Origin of the sequence: Salinicola sp. MH3R3-1, from assembly GCF_001937155.1 — a bacterium.
Classification (GTDB): Bacteria; Pseudomonadota; Gammaproteobacteria; order Pseudomonadales; family Halomonadaceae; genus Salinicola; species Salinicola halophyticus.
This window is the reverse complement of sequence record NZ_MSDP01000001.1, coordinates 106,821-123,390: the sequence shown is the minus strand read 5'-3', so window position 1 is coordinate 123,390 and position 16,570 is coordinate 106,821. Positions and strand designations below refer to the sequence as shown.

Below are 16,570 nucleotides of genomic sequence, written 5' to 3'. Positions count from 1 at the left end.
ACGCTCTCGGCGAGTCAGAAAGTGAGTTGCTGGCTCGCCGATTCGACTCCGAACGTCTGTTGAAGCGATCAAAGTACGGTTCTCAGTATCAGAAAAGCGATCGCTGCCATCAACGCCGCGGCCGGCAGCGTGATGATCCAGGCCAGGGCAATGGGCCGCATCAGTGCCCAGTTGGTCTGACGGTTGACCATGCCGATGCCGAGCACGGCGCCAATCAGAATGTGGGTGCTGGAAACCGGCAGGCCCAGCATCGAGGCGAGCATCACCACGGCGGCGGCGGCGAGCTCCGCGGAAAAACCGGACGCCGGGTGCATCTTGGTCAGATTCTCGCCGACGGTCTTGATCACTTCCTTGCCGATGAACCAGAGCCCGACGATCAACGCCACACCGAAGGTCAGCATCGCCAGTGGGGGGATCGTGGCTTCGTCGGCGATCGCTCCGGTTCGCAGCACATCGAGAATCGCCACGAACGGACCAATGGCGTTGGCGATATCGTTGGAGCCATGGCTGAAAGCGAAGCCGGAAGCGGTGAATACCTGCATCCAGCTGAACATCAGAAAGGTCGAGCGATCCAGCGACTCGCCCTTGAGAGTCTTGGCAAAGATGAAGGTGGCCATCCACACCACGGCGCCGATCATTCCCATGATCAGGTAGTTATCGAGCGTGCTCAGGCCAAGCTGCATGTTCTTCAGACCCTTGAACAGCAGCATTGCCGAGATGATCATGGCGCCCAGCGCGGCCACCATGGGCACCCAGCTCTCCAGCGCGCGATGGGAGTGGATCTGGCGCCGTTTCTCGTCGATCTGGTGCAGGTCGCGGTAGTACTCGGACTCCAGATCCTCCGTCCCGTAATCGCCCTCGTTCACCGTCTGCATGTCTCGCGCCATCGCGTGGGTGTAAGCGATCTGTTGAATTTCCGAAAGCCGTTCGAAGCGCGCTTTATGCTCACGTTTATGCTGCCGTTTCTCTTCGCGAACCGCGGTGAGTTCGCTCTTGGCCATTTCGTTGTAAGAGAGGATGTGCTTCTTGATCTGGGAGTAGAGCAGATAGGCGACCACGCCACCCAGTAGTGGCGACAGCACCCAGGAAATCGCGATCTGACCGATCTGCCCCCATTGGACCAGGTCCAGCGCGGAGTCGCTGCCGTTGATCAGGACGCCAAGCGTGATCGAGCTGCCGACGATCGCGCCGACAATGGAGTGGGTGGTCGAAACCGGATACCCCTTGCGCGACGCGAAGAGCAGCCAGATTGCCGCGGCAATCAGCGCCGACATCATGATGTAGACGAAGTCGAGAGACGCTACCTGGATACCACCGAGATCGACGATCCCGCCACGAATGGTCGAGGTCACCTCGCCGCCAGCGATGACCGCGCCGCTGACCTCGAAGATCGCCGCCACGAACAGCGCCTGCCTGATGGTCAGCGTGCCGGCGCCGACGCTGGTGCCGAATGAATTGGCGACGTCGTTGCCGCCGATATTGAACGCCATGAATACGCCAAACAACGTGGCCAGCACGAACAAAAGCGTATTGTCGCCGCGAATGTAGCCCAGCCCCCAGACGAGGAAATAACCCGTCGTGGCGACAAGCAGAACGCCGAAAAAGAGACTTGTCCGCAATCCTCCTCCGGAATCACCGAGTATCGTCGGATTACCGCTGGCTGCCGGATTGGCCATGCTCGCTTCCTCCCCTTCTCTGCTGAAGATGGATCAGGCCGTGATTGGTGGCTGATTCCTCGGCAGATTGGCGCATGAGCGTGACAGAACGGTGACGCAGGATCGTGATGGCGAAAGGCCATTAAGCCATTCAGGACGAATGACTGGCTGACTACGAGCAGACGGGCCGCGTTGGCGAGGAGGGGCCGTCCCCCGCCAGCGGTTTAGCTCGGCTTCAGTGCACCACGTTGCGAATGAAGCGCAGCCGGCCCGGCCCGTCGTTGCGATAACGATAGGGCTGGTCGCTGGGGTAGACATGGAAGTCGCCGGCTTCGATCGTCAGCTCGCGTTCGCCGAGGGTCAGGGTCAGCGTTCCCTCGATTACCACCAGCATCTCGTGCCAGCCGTTGTCGTCGGCGGCCGACTCGTAGACGTCACCCGGCTCGAGCGACCACGACCATAGCTCGACCTCCTGACGCGCCGGTTTGCTCGCCAGCAGTCGAGCGCGACTGTCGGGATGCTTTCCCACCCAGGCAACCTCGTCGATACGCGCCGAGTCTTCGCTATCGGGCGGCTGCACCAACGCATAGAACAGCACCCCCAACGCTTCGGCCAGACGATCGAGCGTGCTCAGGCTGACGTTGACGTCGCCCTTCTCGATATTGACCAGCATGCGTCGACTCACACCGGCCTGATCCGCCAGCGCCTGCTGACTCAGCCCTGCGGCCTGGCGCCGACGTCTCACATTAGCAGCCACGTGGACCAGTACGTCGGGACGCTCGTTAGCCTTGTGCAATATATTGCCCATCCGTACAATCGCGGCTCTCGTCGAATGCCATCGGCCGCCGGCATGGCACCGTGGCAATGTCTGGCGAGCCATCATGCCGCACACTTTCGGAGGTGTCATGTCAGTCGCCATGCGCGAATTGCTTGCCAGGATCTGGCCGGTGGCCATGCTGGTGGTGGCAATGTGTTCGATCCAGAGCGGCGCCTCCATCGCCAAGTCGCTGTTTCCGGTCATCGGCGCCACCGGTACGACCTCGATTCGTCTGATCTTCGCCGCGCTGATACTGCTGATCGTCATGCGCCCCTGGCGCCAGCCGCTGAGCCGTCGGGCGTGGAAATCGACGCTGATCTACGGCGTCGCCCTCGGGATCATGAACCTGCTGTTCTATCAGGCGCTGCAGACCGTGCCGCTGGGGATTGCGGTGGCGCTGGAATTCACCGGCCCGCTCGCGGTGGCGATGCTGTCGTCGCGACGCTGGCTGGATCTGGTGTGGGTGGCTCTCGCCGTGATCGGCCTGGCCTGCCTGCTGCTGCTGGGCGATGATCGCAGCGGCCCGGTCGATCCTTACGGCGCCGCCTGTGCGCTCGGCGCCGGGGTATGCTGGGCGCTTTATATCCTGTTCGGACAGAAGGCCGGTGCCATCAACGGCGCCCAGAGCGCCACGCTTGGCGTCACCATCGCCGCCGTCGTCATCGCTCCGGTGGGCCTGCTCGACGTGGGCACGGCGATGTTCGCGCCAGAGGTGCTGCCCTACGCGCTGGCGGTGGCGGTGCTCTCTACCGCGCTGCCCTACACGCTCGAGATGATCGCGATGCCGCGGCTGCCGACGCAGACCTTCGGCACGCTGATGAGCCTGGAACCGGCGATCGGTGCGCTCTCGGGGCTGCTGTTCCTGGGCCAGCTATTGAGCACCCTGCAATGGCTGGCCATCGGACTGGTGATCGCCGCCTCGATCGGCACCACGCTGACGATCCGGCGCCGGGATACGTTCGAGACACCGGTCCCGGACTGAACATCCCGCTAGAGGCGCCTTTGATGCCTGCCAGTGCCGAGCATTCCAGACCGCACGAACGTTACAGACTGCACGAACGTTCCAGACATGAACCTCGCCCTCTGGCATGCTGAGCGGATCGGGCGTTGCAGGCATCGACCCTGGGCGCCGGTCGGGAGGCAGCATGACATCGACGAACTGGATCGATCTGCAGCAGGACGGTGACACGGGCATCGAGACGATCCGCGCCCACTTCGAAGGCCACGCCTACGATCCCCACTGGCACGACAGCTACCTGGTCGGCTTCACCGAACAGGGCGTGCAGCAGTTCCATTGTCGTCGTACCCGCCATGACAGCACGCCGGGACGACTGTTTTTCGTCGAGCCCGGCGAGATTCACGACGGCCATGCCCCGACCGAGGGCGGTTTCACCTACGCCATGCTCTATCTCGACCCCGCCTGGCTTCAACGCGAGCTGCGCCAGTTCGCGGTCACCGGTACGGCTTCCGGCGAGCCGGGCTTCGCCTCGACGCTGGTCGAGGACCCCCGATTGATCACCCATGTCGCCCGCGCCTTCACCACGCTACGCCTGCCAACTTCGAGGCTGGAACGCGATGACGCTCTCGATGCCTTATTGCAGGGACTGGTCCCGCATCTTGGCTGGCGAGAACGCCAGCGGGAAGATCCCCGTCTGCCCGCCGTTGCTCGACGCGCCCGGGAGGTTCTGCACGCGCATTGCGAACAGGACATCGGCTTGCAGTCACTGGCCGAGCAGTGCGGCGTCGATCGCTTCCGCCTGACCCGCGCCTTCAAGTCGGCCTTCGGGCTGGCACCCCATGCCTATCTGGTGCAGTTGCGCCTGAGTCTCGCCCGCCAGCGGCTCGCTGGCGGCGAATCCCCGGCGGCGGTCGCCAGCCAGCTCGGCTTCGCCGACCAGAGCCATCTGGGTCGCTGGTTCCGGCGCGCCTATGGCCTGACCCCGGCGGACTATCGTCAGCGCTGCTCCCGGACCGGCTGAACTGAACTGAACTGAACTCAAGACTGAATCCAACCCGGAGTTCCTGGCGAGTTCGACGTGGGCGACTGCTCAAACCTTCCAGACGCGCGGCGATCACGGCGCGATAGTTCCGACTCCACGCCATTTCTGGAGTCGCTCATGTCTGCCTGGCTACCGTTTGCCCTCTTCGCCTTCGTCGCTTCGATCACCCCGGGGCCGACCAATCTGCTGATACTCACTCAGGGCGCACGCCGTGGCTGGAAAAGCACGCTACCGGCGGTCTTTGGCGCGAGTCTGGCAGCGGCCACGATCGTGCTGACGGTGGGCCTGGGGTTGTCGCAGACGCTGCTGGCCTATCCCGTCATTCGCCAGCTGATGGCCGCCATCGGCGTCGGCTGGCTGACCTGGCTGGCATGGCGGCTCTATCGCAGCCAACCCCCGAGCATCGAGACCGACGCAGAGAGATCAGGCGCGCCGGCTTTCGGCCCCCGACAGGCTGCCGGCTTGCAGCTGGTTAATCCCAAGACCTGGATGATGGCACTATCGGTCGTCGGCGTGTTCACCGACTCGGCGTCGAGCGCGACGCAGATCGGCGTATTGGCGCTGACGTTCGGGATCGTGGCGCTCCCCTGCCTGGCCCTCTGGGGCATGATCGGCAGCGGTGTCGCCCGTCTGTTTCATACCAAACGCCAGTGGCAGTGGTTCAATCGCGCGCTGGCACTACTGCTGCTGGCAGTGGCGTGGGGGAGCGTGCTGGCGTCATGAGGCGTCAATGCCGAGCCGATGACAGCTGGCTCGAGCGCTGTCGCGAAGCTCGCCACAGCAAACCTCCAGCTTCTGCCTTGCGGCGGGATCGGGCAGAGCCTCGAGATTGGACTCGACGCCGATCAGTAGCGCCTCCATCGCGGCGCGCAGCATGGTCGTGCCGGCCAGCGTGTCGCTCTCCATCGCCGACGACGTCAGCGACAGCGCCTCGACCGCCAGCACCAACCCGTTCTGGCATCGCTCGGCGGCCGCCAGCGGAATCTGAATCGATGCATCGCGGGCTTCGCGCAGTGCCGAATCTCGCTGCTCCGATTCGGCGTCGGTATCACTCGGTAGACGCTGCGCTTCGAGATAGTCGGCGAACGCCGCGGCATCGTCATCGACGGCCTCGGCCAGCGCTTTCTGCAGCCCATCGCCTTCTTCTATCAGCCGGCGGCGATGACGATCGAGGTCGGATTCGCCTCGATGCAACCGCACGCCCTTGAGAATCAGCGACAGGCCCAGGCAGCCACTCAATGCCGCTGCCGCGCCACATCCCGGTGTGGAACGGGTTTCAACGGCGTGCTGGAAATCGGCAAGCGAACGTTGCCAGAGAGAAGATGACATGCGGCACTCCGTGACGGGATCACGGTTCAGCATAGACAGCGAGCGGCGCCAGCGCGCGGAAAGGCTTCAACCCATGTGGGCGAATAGATGCTCATAGAGGACCGTGATACCGATCGCGATCAACACGATCCCGCCGGCGATCTCGGCGCGCTTGCCGATCAGCGAGCCGATCGCACGCCCCAGCATGATGCCGATGGTCACCATGAAGGTCGTCGCCAGACCGATCGCCAGCGCGGCGACCAGGATATTGACGTCGGCAAAAGCCAGGGTCACGCCAACCGCCATGGCATCGATGCTGGTCGCCAGCGCCGTGACGGCCAGCAGCCAGACCGATTTACGCTCCGGTATCTTCTGGTGATCCGCTTCGCTGTCGACCGGCTTGAACCCCTCCCAGATCATGTGCCCGCCAAGCGCGCCAAGCAGCACGAAGGCGATCCAGTGATCCCACTCGGAGACGAATCGCGTCGCTGCCAACCCCACGGCCCAGCCGATAATCGGCGTGATCGCTTCGACCGTACCGAAGATCACGCCGATTCGCAGCGCTTCGGGAAAGCGTGTACGGGTGAGGGCCGCGCCCTTGCCGATCGATGCGGCAAAGGCATCGGTCGACATGGCAAAGGCAAGCAATACGAGAGAAGCAGGGTTCATGGTCTTATCCAGCCGGTAATATCGCCACGACATCCGCAATTCCCGACGTTGCACTGCGGATGTCCATGGTCTCGCCAACCGGACCCGGCGTTCGTGCCACGGCATTGCCGAGTGTGTTGACACGAGCATCACCACCGGCAGTCAGCACAGCGGCGATCGGCTACTCCCCAAGGAGGAGATAGACTATAGTCACACCACCGAAGAACATCAATAAATGATTGAATTTAAAGAGAAAATTCACCACGGTTAATTCATGTCGTTAGCGTTAATCAAGTTAACGCCGGTTGGACTTTGATGGCGGGGTTGCAGATGCGGCACTCAACCGATCAGGGGATGACGCCATTGAGAGACATTGATAATCAACGCCGTCTCTGGATAACGACACCGGGACGTTTATTCAACCATTTTTAATTAAGAAAATACTGATTCTTAGAATAGAAACTCTCATTATCAAGCAAGACGTGCAATTTATTGCACAACTCCCCAGCTCATATCGTGAACCGCTATAACGAAGGCGAAAAACACATTCAAACAACCGATTTAATGTAATATAAAGTAATAAAAACGCCATCTCAGGTATTTGAATGAACGTTCAATATAATATATTTTTATTTTATATCAATAACTTGAAGACAAAAACTGGGTTTTATTTTGCTTACCTAATCGATACGCAAAGAATCAAATATTTACTTCAAATTAGCCCTCTTGTCACGCAAACCCAGTAACCTGAATTACGTTGGATCGCGTTCCTGACGTCTCGCTAATATTGCGGATTCGATCTAGCACCTTTTCTAGCACCGCTAGAATTGCAGACTCTGAAACTCACGCTATTAGGAGAAATACCATGGCTGATACTCCTGCAATCGATCCGTCGACTTCAAACGACAGCGCTGATTCTTCCATTAGTCAGTTGAAAGCGGTTTTTGATCAGGCGATCGAGAAATCCGCTGAAATTACCAAGGTCACGACCGAGAAGAAGACGATGCTCGACGCGACCAAGCAGCGTCCGCAGAACTAATGCGGCCAGTCGCGGGCGGCCTTATGCCGCTCGCGGCGTTTCTACCCCATCATCCGGCAAAGCGGCAGAACGTTCACGTGACGGCCCTTGGTCCAACAATGAAGACTGTAAAGCCGGGAGATGATGAATCGAGGCGACACATTTGCAAAGTCGCTGACAACCTGAAAAACGAGACCCATCCAGGAGCTTCTTTGGCTCTCCGACCTGATCGATTCGGCACGGACAGCCAAGGAATTTCTCAATGCTTCGTACGACACTAGCGAGTTAAACGCATGAAACCCGCCTCCTCCTCTTCGGCGTCGGCAAGCGAAGTCGTAACGACGCTTAGGGTCACCGCTGGCTTACATAGCGGAGCGATGATCGAGCTGACTGATCCGGTTTGCCGAATCGGCAGTGATGAGACTGCCGATGTTGTGCTGGGCGATTCTGGCACGACGGCCGAACACTTGGTGCTACGTTTTCACGGGCGCCAGATGGCTGTCGAAGCCATTGGCGGCGATGTCATCGTCAACGGTCGCGTTGTCACCCGGGGCACCGGGCTACGTAGCGACTTGCCAGCCGAGCTGCGTTTCCATGACGTCGCTTTGAAGCTGACGCGCCCCGCGGCGTCACCGATGCTTCCCGCTTTTCCCAAGCTTCCGACGCTGCCACCACGCTGGCGCAGCTCCCTCAATCGCGCCTTCACCTTGCTGGCCCTGGTGGCAACGCTTGGGGTACTGGCGCTCTACGAGTTCATCGACGTCAACCAGGCCGGTGCCAGCATCGGTAACTACTCGTCACCTGCCACACTCGATACGCAGGCCATAGAAGGGTCCCGCCAACTGGTCAACGACGCACGCCTCAGCCCGGCGGCCTCTTTGCGCCAGGAGCTAACAAGCGCTGGGCTCTCCACGTTGGAGGTCACTGATCATGGCGGCTACCTGAGCGTCTCCGGTCAATACACGGCAGCGCAAGCCGAAACGTGGAACCAGACTCAGCGCTGGTTCGATCAACGTTATGGTAGCCACAACGTTTTACTCAACGACGCTAAACCGCAACAGGCGCCGGCCCAGCCCGATCTGCGCCTACAGGCCGTGTGGCTCGGTGAAAACCCTTATGTCATCGACCATCAGGGAAAGCGACTCTACCCCGGTGCGGCGCTAGAGTCCGGCTGGGTGATCTCAGCGATTCAATCGGATCAGATCATGCTCCGCCGCGGTGATGATCAATTTGCGCTGACGCTTTGAACGATCGATTTCTAACGATTCATCTCTCAACTACGCCATGCGCGCTGACGGGGCTGTCGTTCCATGAAGATTCCTGATCGCCCGATGCCAGGAGATCGCTATCGTGCATCTCGTGCCGACGCCGGGCCGATCGGACGCATCGATGCCGAATCCTTCGATCAGACGCCGCCCAAGGATACGGCGTTCACACGTGCGGTCAGCGAATCGCGTAGCCGACAGACCGAGCAACCGGCTCTAGCCGATCGACTGGATGCATTGGCGCAACCCGCAGCCAGCGATTCCCGGAGCTATGAAAATGCACGCAGCATCGAGTTGCTCCAGCACGTGGTCGACAGCATCTTGCCCAAGCTGGAAGCGGATGACGACATCGTCGCCATGGCACGAGACATCATTGGCGAAGAGCTCGAATGGCGTCAGGCGTGGGAAGGCCGCATGAATGAAGCCATGGCACCCTCGCTAGACGATGATCCTGGTGAGAAGAGTCTTTCATGAACCCTCTTCGACTCATGAAACAGACAATCGCATGAACGACAACGATGATCGCGACGCCGCCGACCTGCTCCATTTGATGGGGCATCTGTATTTGAAGAGTGGGCAGGCTCAGAGAGGACTGGCACTGCTGTTGATCGCCAATCGCATGGCTCCGGATCATCTCGGCGTGCTTCACGCACTGTGTCGAGGATTTCTGACCACCGGTAATGGACAACGCGCGATCAACGTCATCGCTCGTCTCGAGGCGAGCGGACAACACGACAACACACTGCTGCTATTACGCAGCCGGGCCGAATGGCTGAACGGTGAACATGCATCCGCTCGGCAACATTTTCAGACGTATCTCGAACGAAGAAAGCGGGAAGAGGGTCGGCTCGGGCCGCCATCGACCGACGCCAATCAACGGGGAGAGCCTGCGGCATGAACGAGATTCTCGGTCGTCTCAACATGGTGGCTCGCCGCGCCTCTCAGCGCAGCGATGTGATCATCGCCGCTTTCATGGTGCTGGCGGTGGTGATGATGATCATTCCGCTACCGACCGCGCTGGTCGATGCGCTGATCGGCATCAACATCGCCTTCAGCCTATTGATTCTGGTAGTGGCGTTCTATATTTCGCATCCGGTCGAGTTCTCGTCGCTACCGCCGATCATTTTGCTGGCGACACTGTTTCGCCTGTCGCTATCGATTACCACCACTCGGCTGATTCTGTTGGATGCCGATGCCGGCCAGATCGTCGACGCCTTCGGAAACTTCGTTATTGCCGGCGAAGTCGTCATCGGCATGGTGGTGTTTCTGATCATCACCGTCGCCCAGTTCCTGGTCATCACCAAAGGTTCGGAGCGCGTCGCCGAAGTCGCGGCACGCTTTACTCTCGATGCCATGCCCGGCAAGCAAATGAGTATCGACAATGAAGCCCGTAACGGCGATATCGATAACGCCGAAGCTCGTCGTCGACGTTCGCTGCTGGAAAGCGAAAGTCAGCTTTACGGGGCAATGGATGGGGCGATGAAGTTCGTCAAGGGCGATGCCATTGCCGGGCTGGTGATTCTCTTTGTCAACTTGATCGGCGGCCTGTTGATCGGAATGCTGGAACACGACATGCCATTCGGCGAGGCCGTGGAGACCTATTCGCTGCTGACCGTCGGTGATGGTCTGATCGCCCAGATTCCCGCCCTGTTGATCTCGATAGGTGCCGGCACCGTCGTCACTCGCGTTAGCTCCGACAACGCCAGCGATCTGGGTAGCGAGATCGTGGGTCAATTGGGCAGCAATTCCAAGGCGCTGGGGCTGACGGCGGCGGTACTGTTCTGCGCGGCCTTCATTCCGGGCTTTGCCACCGGCGTTTTCCTGGCCATCTCGGCGTTACTGGGAAGCGCTGCCTTCATTTTACGCCGACGTCATCTTCGCGAGCAGGCCGACGAAGCCCCCCAGACAGGGACAGGAGCGGAAGGCACAGCGGCCCTGACATCCAACGATGCCACCCACGACGCCGCGCCTTCCCACTCAGACCTCTCTAACTCAAGTCTCTCCCGCTCGGCCGACGATGACCCTCGGCAGCATCGTGTCATGCTTTGCCTGGGTGCCGGTCTCGCCGATACGCTGCCGCTAGAAGTGCTGCGTGAGGGGATGCAGGCTGCCCGTGAGCGGGTCGAGCGCGATCTCGGCATTGCCATTCCCTCCGTCGGACTACGGCTGGAACCGGCACTCGCCGCACGCCGCTTTGCGGTCGAACTGGACGAAGTCCCGGTGCTCAACGGCGAACTGCCGGAATCTCAAGTGCTGCTGGATGATGATCCCAGCACCCTGGAATTGCTCGAACTGACGACGGAGACGCATCCGGCGCTGGCCGGACGCGGCAACTGGCAGTGGCTGCCGGAATCCGCGAGCACCGCATTGACCGATGCCGGTGTCAGATATCGCACGCCGGATCAGGTGCTGGAACGCTGCCTGGAGCGTACGTTGATGCGCTACGCAGGCGACTTTGTCGGCATTCAGGAAGCCCGTGCGCTACTGTCGCACATGGAGTCGGATTACGCCGAGCTGGTCACCGAAGCCGTCCGTGTGGTGTCGCTGCAGAAGATGGCGGAAATCCTCCGCCGACTGGTCAACGAAGGCGTGCCAGTTCGCGCCATGCGCACCATTCTCGAGGCAATGGTGACCTGGGGACCGCAGGAATCCAGCAGCGCTCGGTTGGCCGATCGCATCCGTACCGCCATGGCGCGCCAGATAAGTCATCGTCACGCCCGCAGCGACAGAGTGTTACCGGCTTGGATCGCGACCCGCCCGATGGAAGAAGCGCTGCGCAGCGCCCAACGCCATGCCGAGGATCAACCCCTGCGAAGCGGGCTGCCGGCACCGTTATCACGAGCGCTCAACGCCTGGTTCCAGCAACAGCTGGAAACACTCGATGCCGACCTGCATCCCGTGGTGGTCGTTGCCAGTGATGTGCGCGCCACGCTGCAGCAGTGGCTCAAGCAGCATGACATAGACCTTGCGGTCATGGCCTGGCCGGAAATTGCGCCGGAATTCAGTCTGCAGGCGATCGCCCAGGTACGTTTACCGAAACCGGCATCTCGACGTGAGGCCGAGACGCAAGCCAAGTCCTGATTCGACCGAGAAAGCGTCGATGACACTCCAAAGAGTCCATTCCGGTCACAATGGAAAAGCGTTACACAGCCTAAAAAGATATAAAGTCATCAAAATCAATAATGATAGCCAAGCGTGGCGACCCGGCATGGCGATTGGATTAACAGGAACGGGATCAACAAAAATGGGATCAGCTGGGATGGAGAATACCCGTGACACAGTGGCAGCAACAATCATGAAGGCAAGCGCAATCTCCATCGACGTCAAACCGTTCCAGACCGCCATTCGTCTGATATCGCAGGTAACGCTACTGTTACTGGCCACCGTCACGTCACTGATCGTCACTTCATTGCCGGCCCAGGGTGATGTCGCCATCGATGCTTCCGGTGGCGCCATGAGAGTGGAGACCGGCCAAGGGCGCATTCTGCGATTCGATCAGCAGGTGGCTTCGGTGTTCGTCGCCAATCCCGCCGTCGCTGACGTGCAGGTCGTCTCGCCAGGCGTGATCTATCTATTCGGCAAGCAGGCCGGTGACACCAACCTGATCGCTCTCGGCGCCGATGATGAAAGCCAGGCATCGCTGCGCCTGCAGGTGCGCGATGGCGATGCCCAGGCAAGCGAAGCACTGCGCGGTATCGATGGAGACAGCCAGGTGCGTCTGCACATGGCCGGCAATCAACTGATAGCCGAGGGCCGCAGCAATTCGGTGGAGGGCGCCATGGCGACCCAATCGACGCTCGATGCTCAGGCACCGGCCGGCGGCAGTCTCGATCGATCCACCTACGACGGCACCAACCAGATCAACATCCGAGTGCGTTTCGCCGAAGTCGCCCGCGACGAACTGCTCAGCTACGGCGTCAGTTGGAATGCGCTGATCAACAATGGCTCGTTCTCGTTCGGCGTGCTGACCAGCAATATTGCCAGCTCTCCCGGCAGCGAGGGGGTCGACGGTCTGCTGCAAGCGCTACAGCAGAACAACTTGCTGCAAATTCTGGCCGAGCCCAACATCACCACGGTTTCCGGGCAGACGGCGAGCTTTTTGGCAGGCGGAGAAATTCCGATTCCCGTGCCGGTCAACAGCGATCTGGTGGGTATTCAGTACAAGCAATTCGGGGTATCGCTGCTGAGTACGCCGACATTGCTGCCCAATGGTCGCATCTCGATGGAAGTGCGTCCTGAAGTCAGCAGTCTGACCAGCGACAACGTTCAGATCGCCGGTTACGACGTACCGTCGCTGCAGGTTCGCCGAGCCGATACCGTGGTCGAAGTCGGCAGCGGTCAGACATTCGCCATTGCCGGACTGTTTCAGCGCCAGGTCTCCAATGAGCTGGAGCGCATTCCGGTGCTGGGTGATATTCCGATTCTGGGCCAGCTGTTTCGCTCGCGCCGCTTCCAGCGCAACGAGACAGAACTGGTGATTCTGATCACGCCCTATCTGGTTCGCCCCTCCTCATCGCCGGCACCGAGAACGCCGTTGGATCGGGCTCAGGTCAGCGCCAATCCGCGACTGGGTGACGATCCCGCCCAGCATGCTCGATCCGCCGGCATCGATGATCCCTTCGGCTTCTATCTGCAATGACCGAGGCGGCAATGATCGAAGCTGAAATGAATGAGGAGAACAGCACCATGTCATCAAGTCCGACCGCATCGATACGCAAGACATGGCGCCTCGTGCCGCTGCTGGCGTCGGTTTTTCTGAGCCTTGGGTTGCTGGCCGGCTGCCAATCGTCGATGGGACCTATGAACTGGACCAGCGGCTATCGACAAGTCGCCGTCGCCAATCCCCAACCATCAGGCGCGGTGGCGGGCAGCCAATCGGTGACGATTCCCAATCTGTGCCAGACACAGCCCGACGACACCGGCCTGGTGTCACTGCCGCCGGGCTGTGCCAATGACCTCAATCTTCAGCTGATGGTGGCGAATCCTCAGGATCTGACTCGCGGGCAAGAGATGGGGCCAGCGCAGGCGGCACCGGTGGCCAACGCCGCCCGCGAACGTCTCAATGACCGCGAACGCGCCAGCGAGCGGCGCGCCATGCTCGAGAACGAGGCGCGCAGCGCGATGGGCAACACCGCGACCACCAATGGCCTGTAACCTCGAAACGCCGTCAGTCGCGGCGCGATGCCATGGCCAGTCCCAGTGCCTGGGCACGCTCGGCGGCACCGGGGATGGCAGCCAACCGTTCGGCGCTGGCGATCAGCGACTCGCGCTTTGCGGTCGGCAGGTCGGGAATCTCGACGCGACGCGCTTCGTCGGTCTGCCCGGCGAGCACCAGCACCAGAATTTGGTTGCGGTAATGTCGAGCCTCGGCCAGCGGGGAAGCCGTGATCTGACGCATGGCAGCCACCGCCCTGGCATTATCGCCGGCCAGCGACTCGGCCAGCGCCAGATTGGCCTGGAGATCCAGGTCCCGCGGTTCGAGCGCAACAGCCTTGTCGAAGGCGGCCATCGCCTGCCCGGGCCGACCTGTCAGCGCCTGAGCCGCACCGAGTCGGCTCCAACCCGAGACGCTATTGATCGCTGGCGCGGCTCGGGAAAGGCTACGCAACGCGCTCTCCGGCTCGCCCAGGCGCAGCTGCGCCGTTCCCAGCCCCAGCAGCGCCGGAGCCAGGTTGATATCCTCGTGCAGTGCCGCGCGAAACGCTTCGGCAGCCGCGGCAGGCTCACCGGCAGCCAGGCGTGCGTTGCCCAGACGAACCTGAATATCAGCGGAGGCTTCACCCTGTTCCAGAGCGCGTTCGTACATGGCGGCAGCCGTTGCATGATCACCGCGCTGATCGACGTCATCGGCGAGCTTGAGCAGCCGGCCTTCGGTGCTGCCGGTCGGTGTAGCCGCACACGCCGAGAGCAGACAGCCGATACCGATGGCCGCCAGTGCGCACTTGAGCCGACAATGCGTCATCCGAGTGTGCACGAATCCGGCGTACGCAAACCGAGAATGCTTAAAAGGTGCCTTCATCCGTGAATCAGTCCATGGGCTCGTGGAGTGGAGAGACAGCGTACCGGAGAACCGGCGGTTGGGGGCAGCGTCGAATTTCATCACGTGATGACAAGCCTTTACAGAACACAAGCGAAAGTCACAAGAAGACATACAACAGTCTACTAAACCGTCATCACGATCTTGCTAGGGTTGATAAACACGGTCCGTTGCACGGGGAGGATGCATCACATTGGCTGAGCGTTCCACGACGACGTGAATGCTTTCCACCTGCCGCCGTGCTGGCATTACTTATCCTGGTTGCCGCGCCTTGGAGCACAGTATTCGCGGCACCTGCATCTTCTCTGGAACAGACGTCTGCGGCAGCACCTGCGTCATTTTCTGGCCATCCACCGTGGGGAGAGCGCAGTTATCGATACGTGGTGATCGACCAGAAGGTACGTGACGTATTGCAGGAATTCGGCCGCAACCTGTCGCTACCATTGGAAGTCAGCGACGCCGTCGATGGTGAGGTTCGTGGCGATATTCATGCCACCACCGCCGCCGATTTTCTCGCGCAGGTGTGTCAGGCAAACGGCCTGGCGTGGTTCTTCGACGGATACGTGCTGCATGTCGCCGCCCGTGAAGAGCTGGGGCGGCAAAGCTTCGATCTCAATGGCGTGGACGTGCCAAGTCTGCGCACCGATATCGAAGCCGCCAGGATCGGCGCCCCGCTAAGCGCCGAGATCCGTGATGGCAGCCATCGCCTGGAGGCGATGGGACCACCGTCATGGCTCGCGGAAGTGGCACAGCGCGTGGAGGCGTTGCGCCGAACGCCGACGCTCACCAAGCCCGGCGAAGTCAGAGTGTTCCGAGGCAGTGTGGCGCAGCCAGCCACCCGCGAGTGATGCCTGGGAAGAAAGGCAGCAGTATTGCGATGACTCACCGACGGCGCGTTTGCCGATCGGTCAATGCGAAAACCGAAGGAGACGATACATGGCTATCGATGCCGTAGGCAGCAGCAACGCAACCAGTGACTCGACCACCGATTCCCAGGCTTTCGACGACGCGCTCGACAACGCCAAATTCCAGGAAACCATGAACGAGGGCATGGTCCAGGTCGGCGGACAGCTGATTCTGATGCCAATGATGAAAGACATGCTGAGCGAAGCCATGTCGGGTGGTGAAGACTAAGCTGAGCGATGAAGACCAAGCTGAGCGAGTAAGACCAAGCTGGGTGGTGAAGAGTGGGCCTGATGGTGAAAGCTGGAGCGGGTAGTAACGACTCCATGACTCGACACATCCAGGGCAGCAACCGCTACTCGATGCAGTAAAGATTGGCGGTTGCTGCCGTTCGCGGCGCTGCTGGTGACGATATCAGTCGAAAAAGACACGAGCCTGACGACGAGGTGAATGATGACTCCCGTGACACCACCGAGTGCCGGGGCGTTGACACCGACGCCCCCTGCAACGGAAACGAGCGCCAAGGCGCTGGCCTCGCAGAATCTGTTCGAACATATGGCGAGTCAGTCTGGCGCTTCTCCTGCCGGGGCTAGCCCCAGCGAGCTGGGTTCGAACCTGATCAACAACCTCGACGGTTTCGTCGACCGGGTCAACACGTTCGCGCAGCAGGCCAAGATTCCGGATGCGCAGGCGCCCGACCGCTTCGCCAAGGTAACGACCCATGAAACCTCGCCAGCGCCGGATGCGGGTGATGCGCCCTCCGCGATCGGCGATGAAAAAATGGCCAAGGTCGTCGACTCGCTGGGGCAGGTCTTCGATCACTCTATCGAAACCACCATGGTGGTGCGTGGCGCCACGCAGGTCTCCGGCTCGGCCAATACTCTGCTGAAAGGTCAATGACACTTGCACTTCGATCGAC

At 60.7% G+C, this 16,570-nt stretch carries 18 protein-coding genes; 13 read left to right on the top strand and 5 right to left on the bottom strand.

Features of this window, described 5'->3' with window-relative positions; translation table 11 throughout:
- Positions 1-68: 68 nt before the first annotated feature.
- Positions 69-1,676: an inorganic phosphate transporter gene (locus BTW08_RS00565; protein ID WP_075560559.1), complete on the bottom strand. Its 1,608-nt coding sequence runs from the start codon at positions 1,674-1,676 to the stop codon at positions 69-71.
- A gap of 214 nt (positions 1,677-1,890) precedes the next feature.
- Complete coding sequence (locus BTW08_RS00560) at positions 1,891-2,463, bottom strand: XRE family transcriptional regulator (RefSeq protein ID WP_075560558.1); 573 nt, start codon at positions 2,461-2,463, stop codon at positions 1,891-1,893.
- Positions 2,464-2,560: 97 nt separating this feature from the next.
- Here BTW08_RS00560 and rhtA point away from each other — a divergent pair, with 97 nt between their 5' ends.
- The 3 genes from rhtA to BTW08_RS00545 all read left to right on the top strand — a co-directional run bounded on the left by rhtA (position 2,561) and on the right by BTW08_RS00545 (position 5,195).
- Positions 2,561-3,454, top strand: a complete 894-nt coding sequence (gene rhtA, locus BTW08_RS00555; protein WP_075560557.1) for a threonine/homoserine exporter RhtA — start codon at positions 2,561-2,563, stop codon at positions 3,452-3,454.
- 163 nt (positions 3,455-3,617) lie between these two features.
- On the top strand, positions 3,618-4,451 hold the full coding sequence (locus BTW08_RS00550; protein ID WP_075560556.1) for an AraC family transcriptional regulator: 834 nt from the start codon (positions 3,618-3,620) through the stop codon (positions 4,449-4,451).
- A 138-nt stretch (positions 4,452-4,589) separates the two neighbouring features.
- Positions 4,590-5,195 (top strand): LysE family translocator, encoded by a 606-nt coding sequence (locus BTW08_RS00545; protein WP_075560555.1) that lies wholly within the window; start codon positions 4,590-4,592, stop codon positions 5,193-5,195.
- Here BTW08_RS00545 and BTW08_RS00540 read toward each other — a convergent pair.
- Positions 5,190-5,801: a cyclodeaminase/cyclohydrolase family protein gene (locus tag BTW08_RS00540; protein ID WP_075560554.1), complete on the bottom strand. Its 612-nt coding sequence runs from the start codon at positions 5,799-5,801 to the stop codon at positions 5,190-5,192. The two genes, BTW08_RS00545 and BTW08_RS00540, sit on opposite strands and share 6 nt — an antisense overlap.
- Positions 5,802-5,867: 66 nt before the next feature.
- Positions 5,868-6,449, bottom strand: a complete 582-nt coding sequence (gene mntP / locus BTW08_RS00535) for a manganese efflux pump MntP (protein WP_075560743.1) — start codon at positions 6,447-6,449, stop codon at positions 5,868-5,870.
- Between the two features lie 844 nt (positions 6,450-7,293).
- Here mntP and BTW08_RS19065 point away from each other — a divergent pair.
- From BTW08_RS19065 to BTW08_RS00505, 7 genes are all read left to right on the top strand, one after another.
- Entirely contained in the window at positions 7,294-7,467 is a 174-nt protein-coding gene (locus BTW08_RS19065) for a hypothetical protein (protein WP_167369271.1), read from the top strand.
- Positions 7,468-7,739: 272 nt separating this feature from the next.
- A complete protein-coding gene (locus tag BTW08_RS00530) occupies positions 7,740-8,693 on the top strand; it encodes an EscD/YscD/HrpQ family type III secretion system periplasmic domain-containing protein (RefSeq protein WP_083627606.1) in 954 nt (317 codons plus the stop codon).
- A 63-nt stretch (positions 8,694-8,756) separates the two neighbouring features.
- Complete coding sequence (locus BTW08_RS00525; protein ID WP_139313545.1) at positions 8,757-9,185, top strand: hypothetical protein; 429 nt, start codon at positions 8,757-8,759, stop codon at positions 9,183-9,185.
- Positions 9,186-9,216: 31 nt separating this feature from the next.
- Positions 9,217-9,609, top strand: coding sequence for a hypothetical protein (locus tag BTW08_RS00520; RefSeq protein WP_075560551.1), 393 nt, complete (start codon positions 9,217-9,219; stop codon positions 9,607-9,609).
- Positions 9,606-11,792 (top strand): type III secretion system export apparatus subunit SctV, encoded by a 2,187-nt coding sequence (gene sctV, locus BTW08_RS00515; RefSeq protein ID WP_075560550.1) that lies wholly within the window; start codon positions 9,606-9,608, stop codon positions 11,790-11,792. The genes BTW08_RS00520 and sctV overlap by 4 nt, the downstream gene beginning before the upstream one ends.
- A 214-nt stretch (positions 11,793-12,006) precedes the next feature.
- Positions 12,007-13,350 (top strand): type II and III secretion system protein family protein, encoded by a 1,344-nt coding sequence (locus BTW08_RS00510; RefSeq protein ID WP_075560549.1) that lies wholly within the window; start codon positions 12,007-12,009, stop codon positions 13,348-13,350.
- Positions 13,351-13,397: 47 nt separating this feature from the next.
- A complete protein-coding gene (locus tag BTW08_RS00505) occupies positions 13,398-13,865 on the top strand; it encodes a hypothetical protein (protein ID WP_139313544.1) in 468 nt (155 codons plus the stop codon).
- Between the two features lie 13 nt (positions 13,866-13,878).
- On the opposite strand, the gene BTW08_RS00500 is transcribed toward BTW08_RS00505, so the two are convergent.
- Positions 13,879-14,673, bottom strand: coding sequence for a tetratricopeptide repeat protein (locus tag BTW08_RS00500; protein WP_075560547.1), 795 nt, complete (start codon positions 14,671-14,673; stop codon positions 13,879-13,881).
- Between the two features lie 458 nt (positions 14,674-15,131).
- On the opposite strand from BTW08_RS00500, the gene BTW08_RS00495 reads away from it, so the two are divergent.
- From BTW08_RS00495 to BTW08_RS00485, 3 genes are all read left to right on the top strand, one after another.
- Positions 15,132-15,596 (top strand): hypothetical protein, encoded by a 465-nt coding sequence (locus BTW08_RS00495; RefSeq protein ID WP_075560546.1) that lies wholly within the window; start codon positions 15,132-15,134, stop codon positions 15,594-15,596.
- A gap of 88 nt (positions 15,597-15,684) precedes the next feature.
- Entirely contained in the window at positions 15,685-15,882 is a 198-nt protein-coding gene (locus BTW08_RS00490) for a hypothetical protein (protein ID WP_075560545.1), read from the top strand.
- A gap of 219 nt (positions 15,883-16,101) precedes the next feature.
- Positions 16,102-16,551 carry a hypothetical protein gene (locus tag BTW08_RS00485; RefSeq protein ID WP_210403157.1) on the top strand — a complete coding sequence of 150 codons (450 nt, stop codon included), beginning with the start codon at positions 16,102-16,104 and terminating at the stop codon, positions 16,549-16,551.
- The last annotated feature ends 19 nt before the right edge of the window (positions 16,552-16,570 follow it).

Excerpts from the sequence above, each read along its gene's own strand:
- mntP (WP_075560743.1), bottom strand. The coding sequence starts at position 6,449 with ATGAACCCTGCTTCTCTCGTATTGCTTGCCTTTGCCATGTCGACCGAT.
- sctV (WP_075560550.1), top strand. The coding sequence starts at position 9,606 with ATGAACGAGATTCTCGGTCGTCTCAACATGGTGGCTCGCCGCGCCTCT.
- BTW08_RS00530 (WP_083627606.1), top strand. The coding sequence starts at position 7,740 with ATGAAACCCGCCTCCTCCTCTTCGGCGTCGGCAAGCGAAGTCGTAACG.
- BTW08_RS00545 (WP_075560555.1), top strand. The coding sequence starts at position 4,590 with ATGTCTGCCTGGCTACCGTTTGCCCTCTTCGCCTTCGTCGCTTCGATC.
- BTW08_RS00565 (WP_075560559.1), bottom strand. The coding sequence starts at position 1,676 with ATGGCCAATCCGGCAGCCAGCGGTAATCCGACGATACTCGGTGATTCC.
- BTW08_RS19065 (WP_167369271.1), top strand. The coding sequence starts at position 7,294 with ATGGCTGATACTCCTGCAATCGATCCGTCGACTTCAAACGACAGCGCT.
- BTW08_RS00500 (WP_075560547.1), bottom strand. The coding sequence starts at position 14,673 with ATGACGCATTGTCGGCTCAAGTGCGCACTGGCGGCCATCGGTATCGGC.
- BTW08_RS00540 (WP_075560554.1), bottom strand. The coding sequence starts at position 5,801 with ATGTCATCTTCTCTCTGGCAACGTTCGCTTGCCGATTTCCAGCACGCC.
- rhtA (WP_075560557.1), top strand. The coding sequence starts at position 2,561 with ATGTCAGTCGCCATGCGCGAATTGCTTGCCAGGATCTGGCCGGTGGCC.
- BTW08_RS00490 (WP_075560545.1), top strand. The coding sequence starts at position 15,685 with ATGGCTATCGATGCCGTAGGCAGCAGCAACGCAACCAGTGACTCGACC.
- BTW08_RS00520 (WP_075560551.1), top strand. The coding sequence starts at position 9,217 with ATGAACGACAACGATGATCGCGACGCCGCCGACCTGCTCCATTTGATG.
- BTW08_RS00510 (WP_075560549.1), top strand. The coding sequence starts at position 12,007 with ATGAAGGCAAGCGCAATCTCCATCGACGTCAAACCGTTCCAGACCGCC.
- BTW08_RS00485 (WP_210403157.1), top strand. The coding sequence starts at position 16,102 with ATGATGACTCCCGTGACACCACCGAGTGCCGGGGCGTTGACACCGACG.
- BTW08_RS00550 (WP_075560556.1), top strand. The coding sequence starts at position 3,618 with ATGACATCGACGAACTGGATCGATCTGCAGCAGGACGGTGACACGGGC.
- BTW08_RS00525 (WP_139313545.1), top strand. The coding sequence starts at position 8,757 with ATGAAGATTCCTGATCGCCCGATGCCAGGAGATCGCTATCGTGCATCT.
- BTW08_RS00505 (WP_139313544.1), top strand. The coding sequence starts at position 13,398 with ATGTCATCAAGTCCGACCGCATCGATACGCAAGACATGGCGCCTCGTG.
- BTW08_RS00560 (WP_075560558.1), bottom strand. The coding sequence starts at position 2,463 with ATGGGCAATATATTGCACAAGGCTAACGAGCGTCCCGACGTACTGGTC.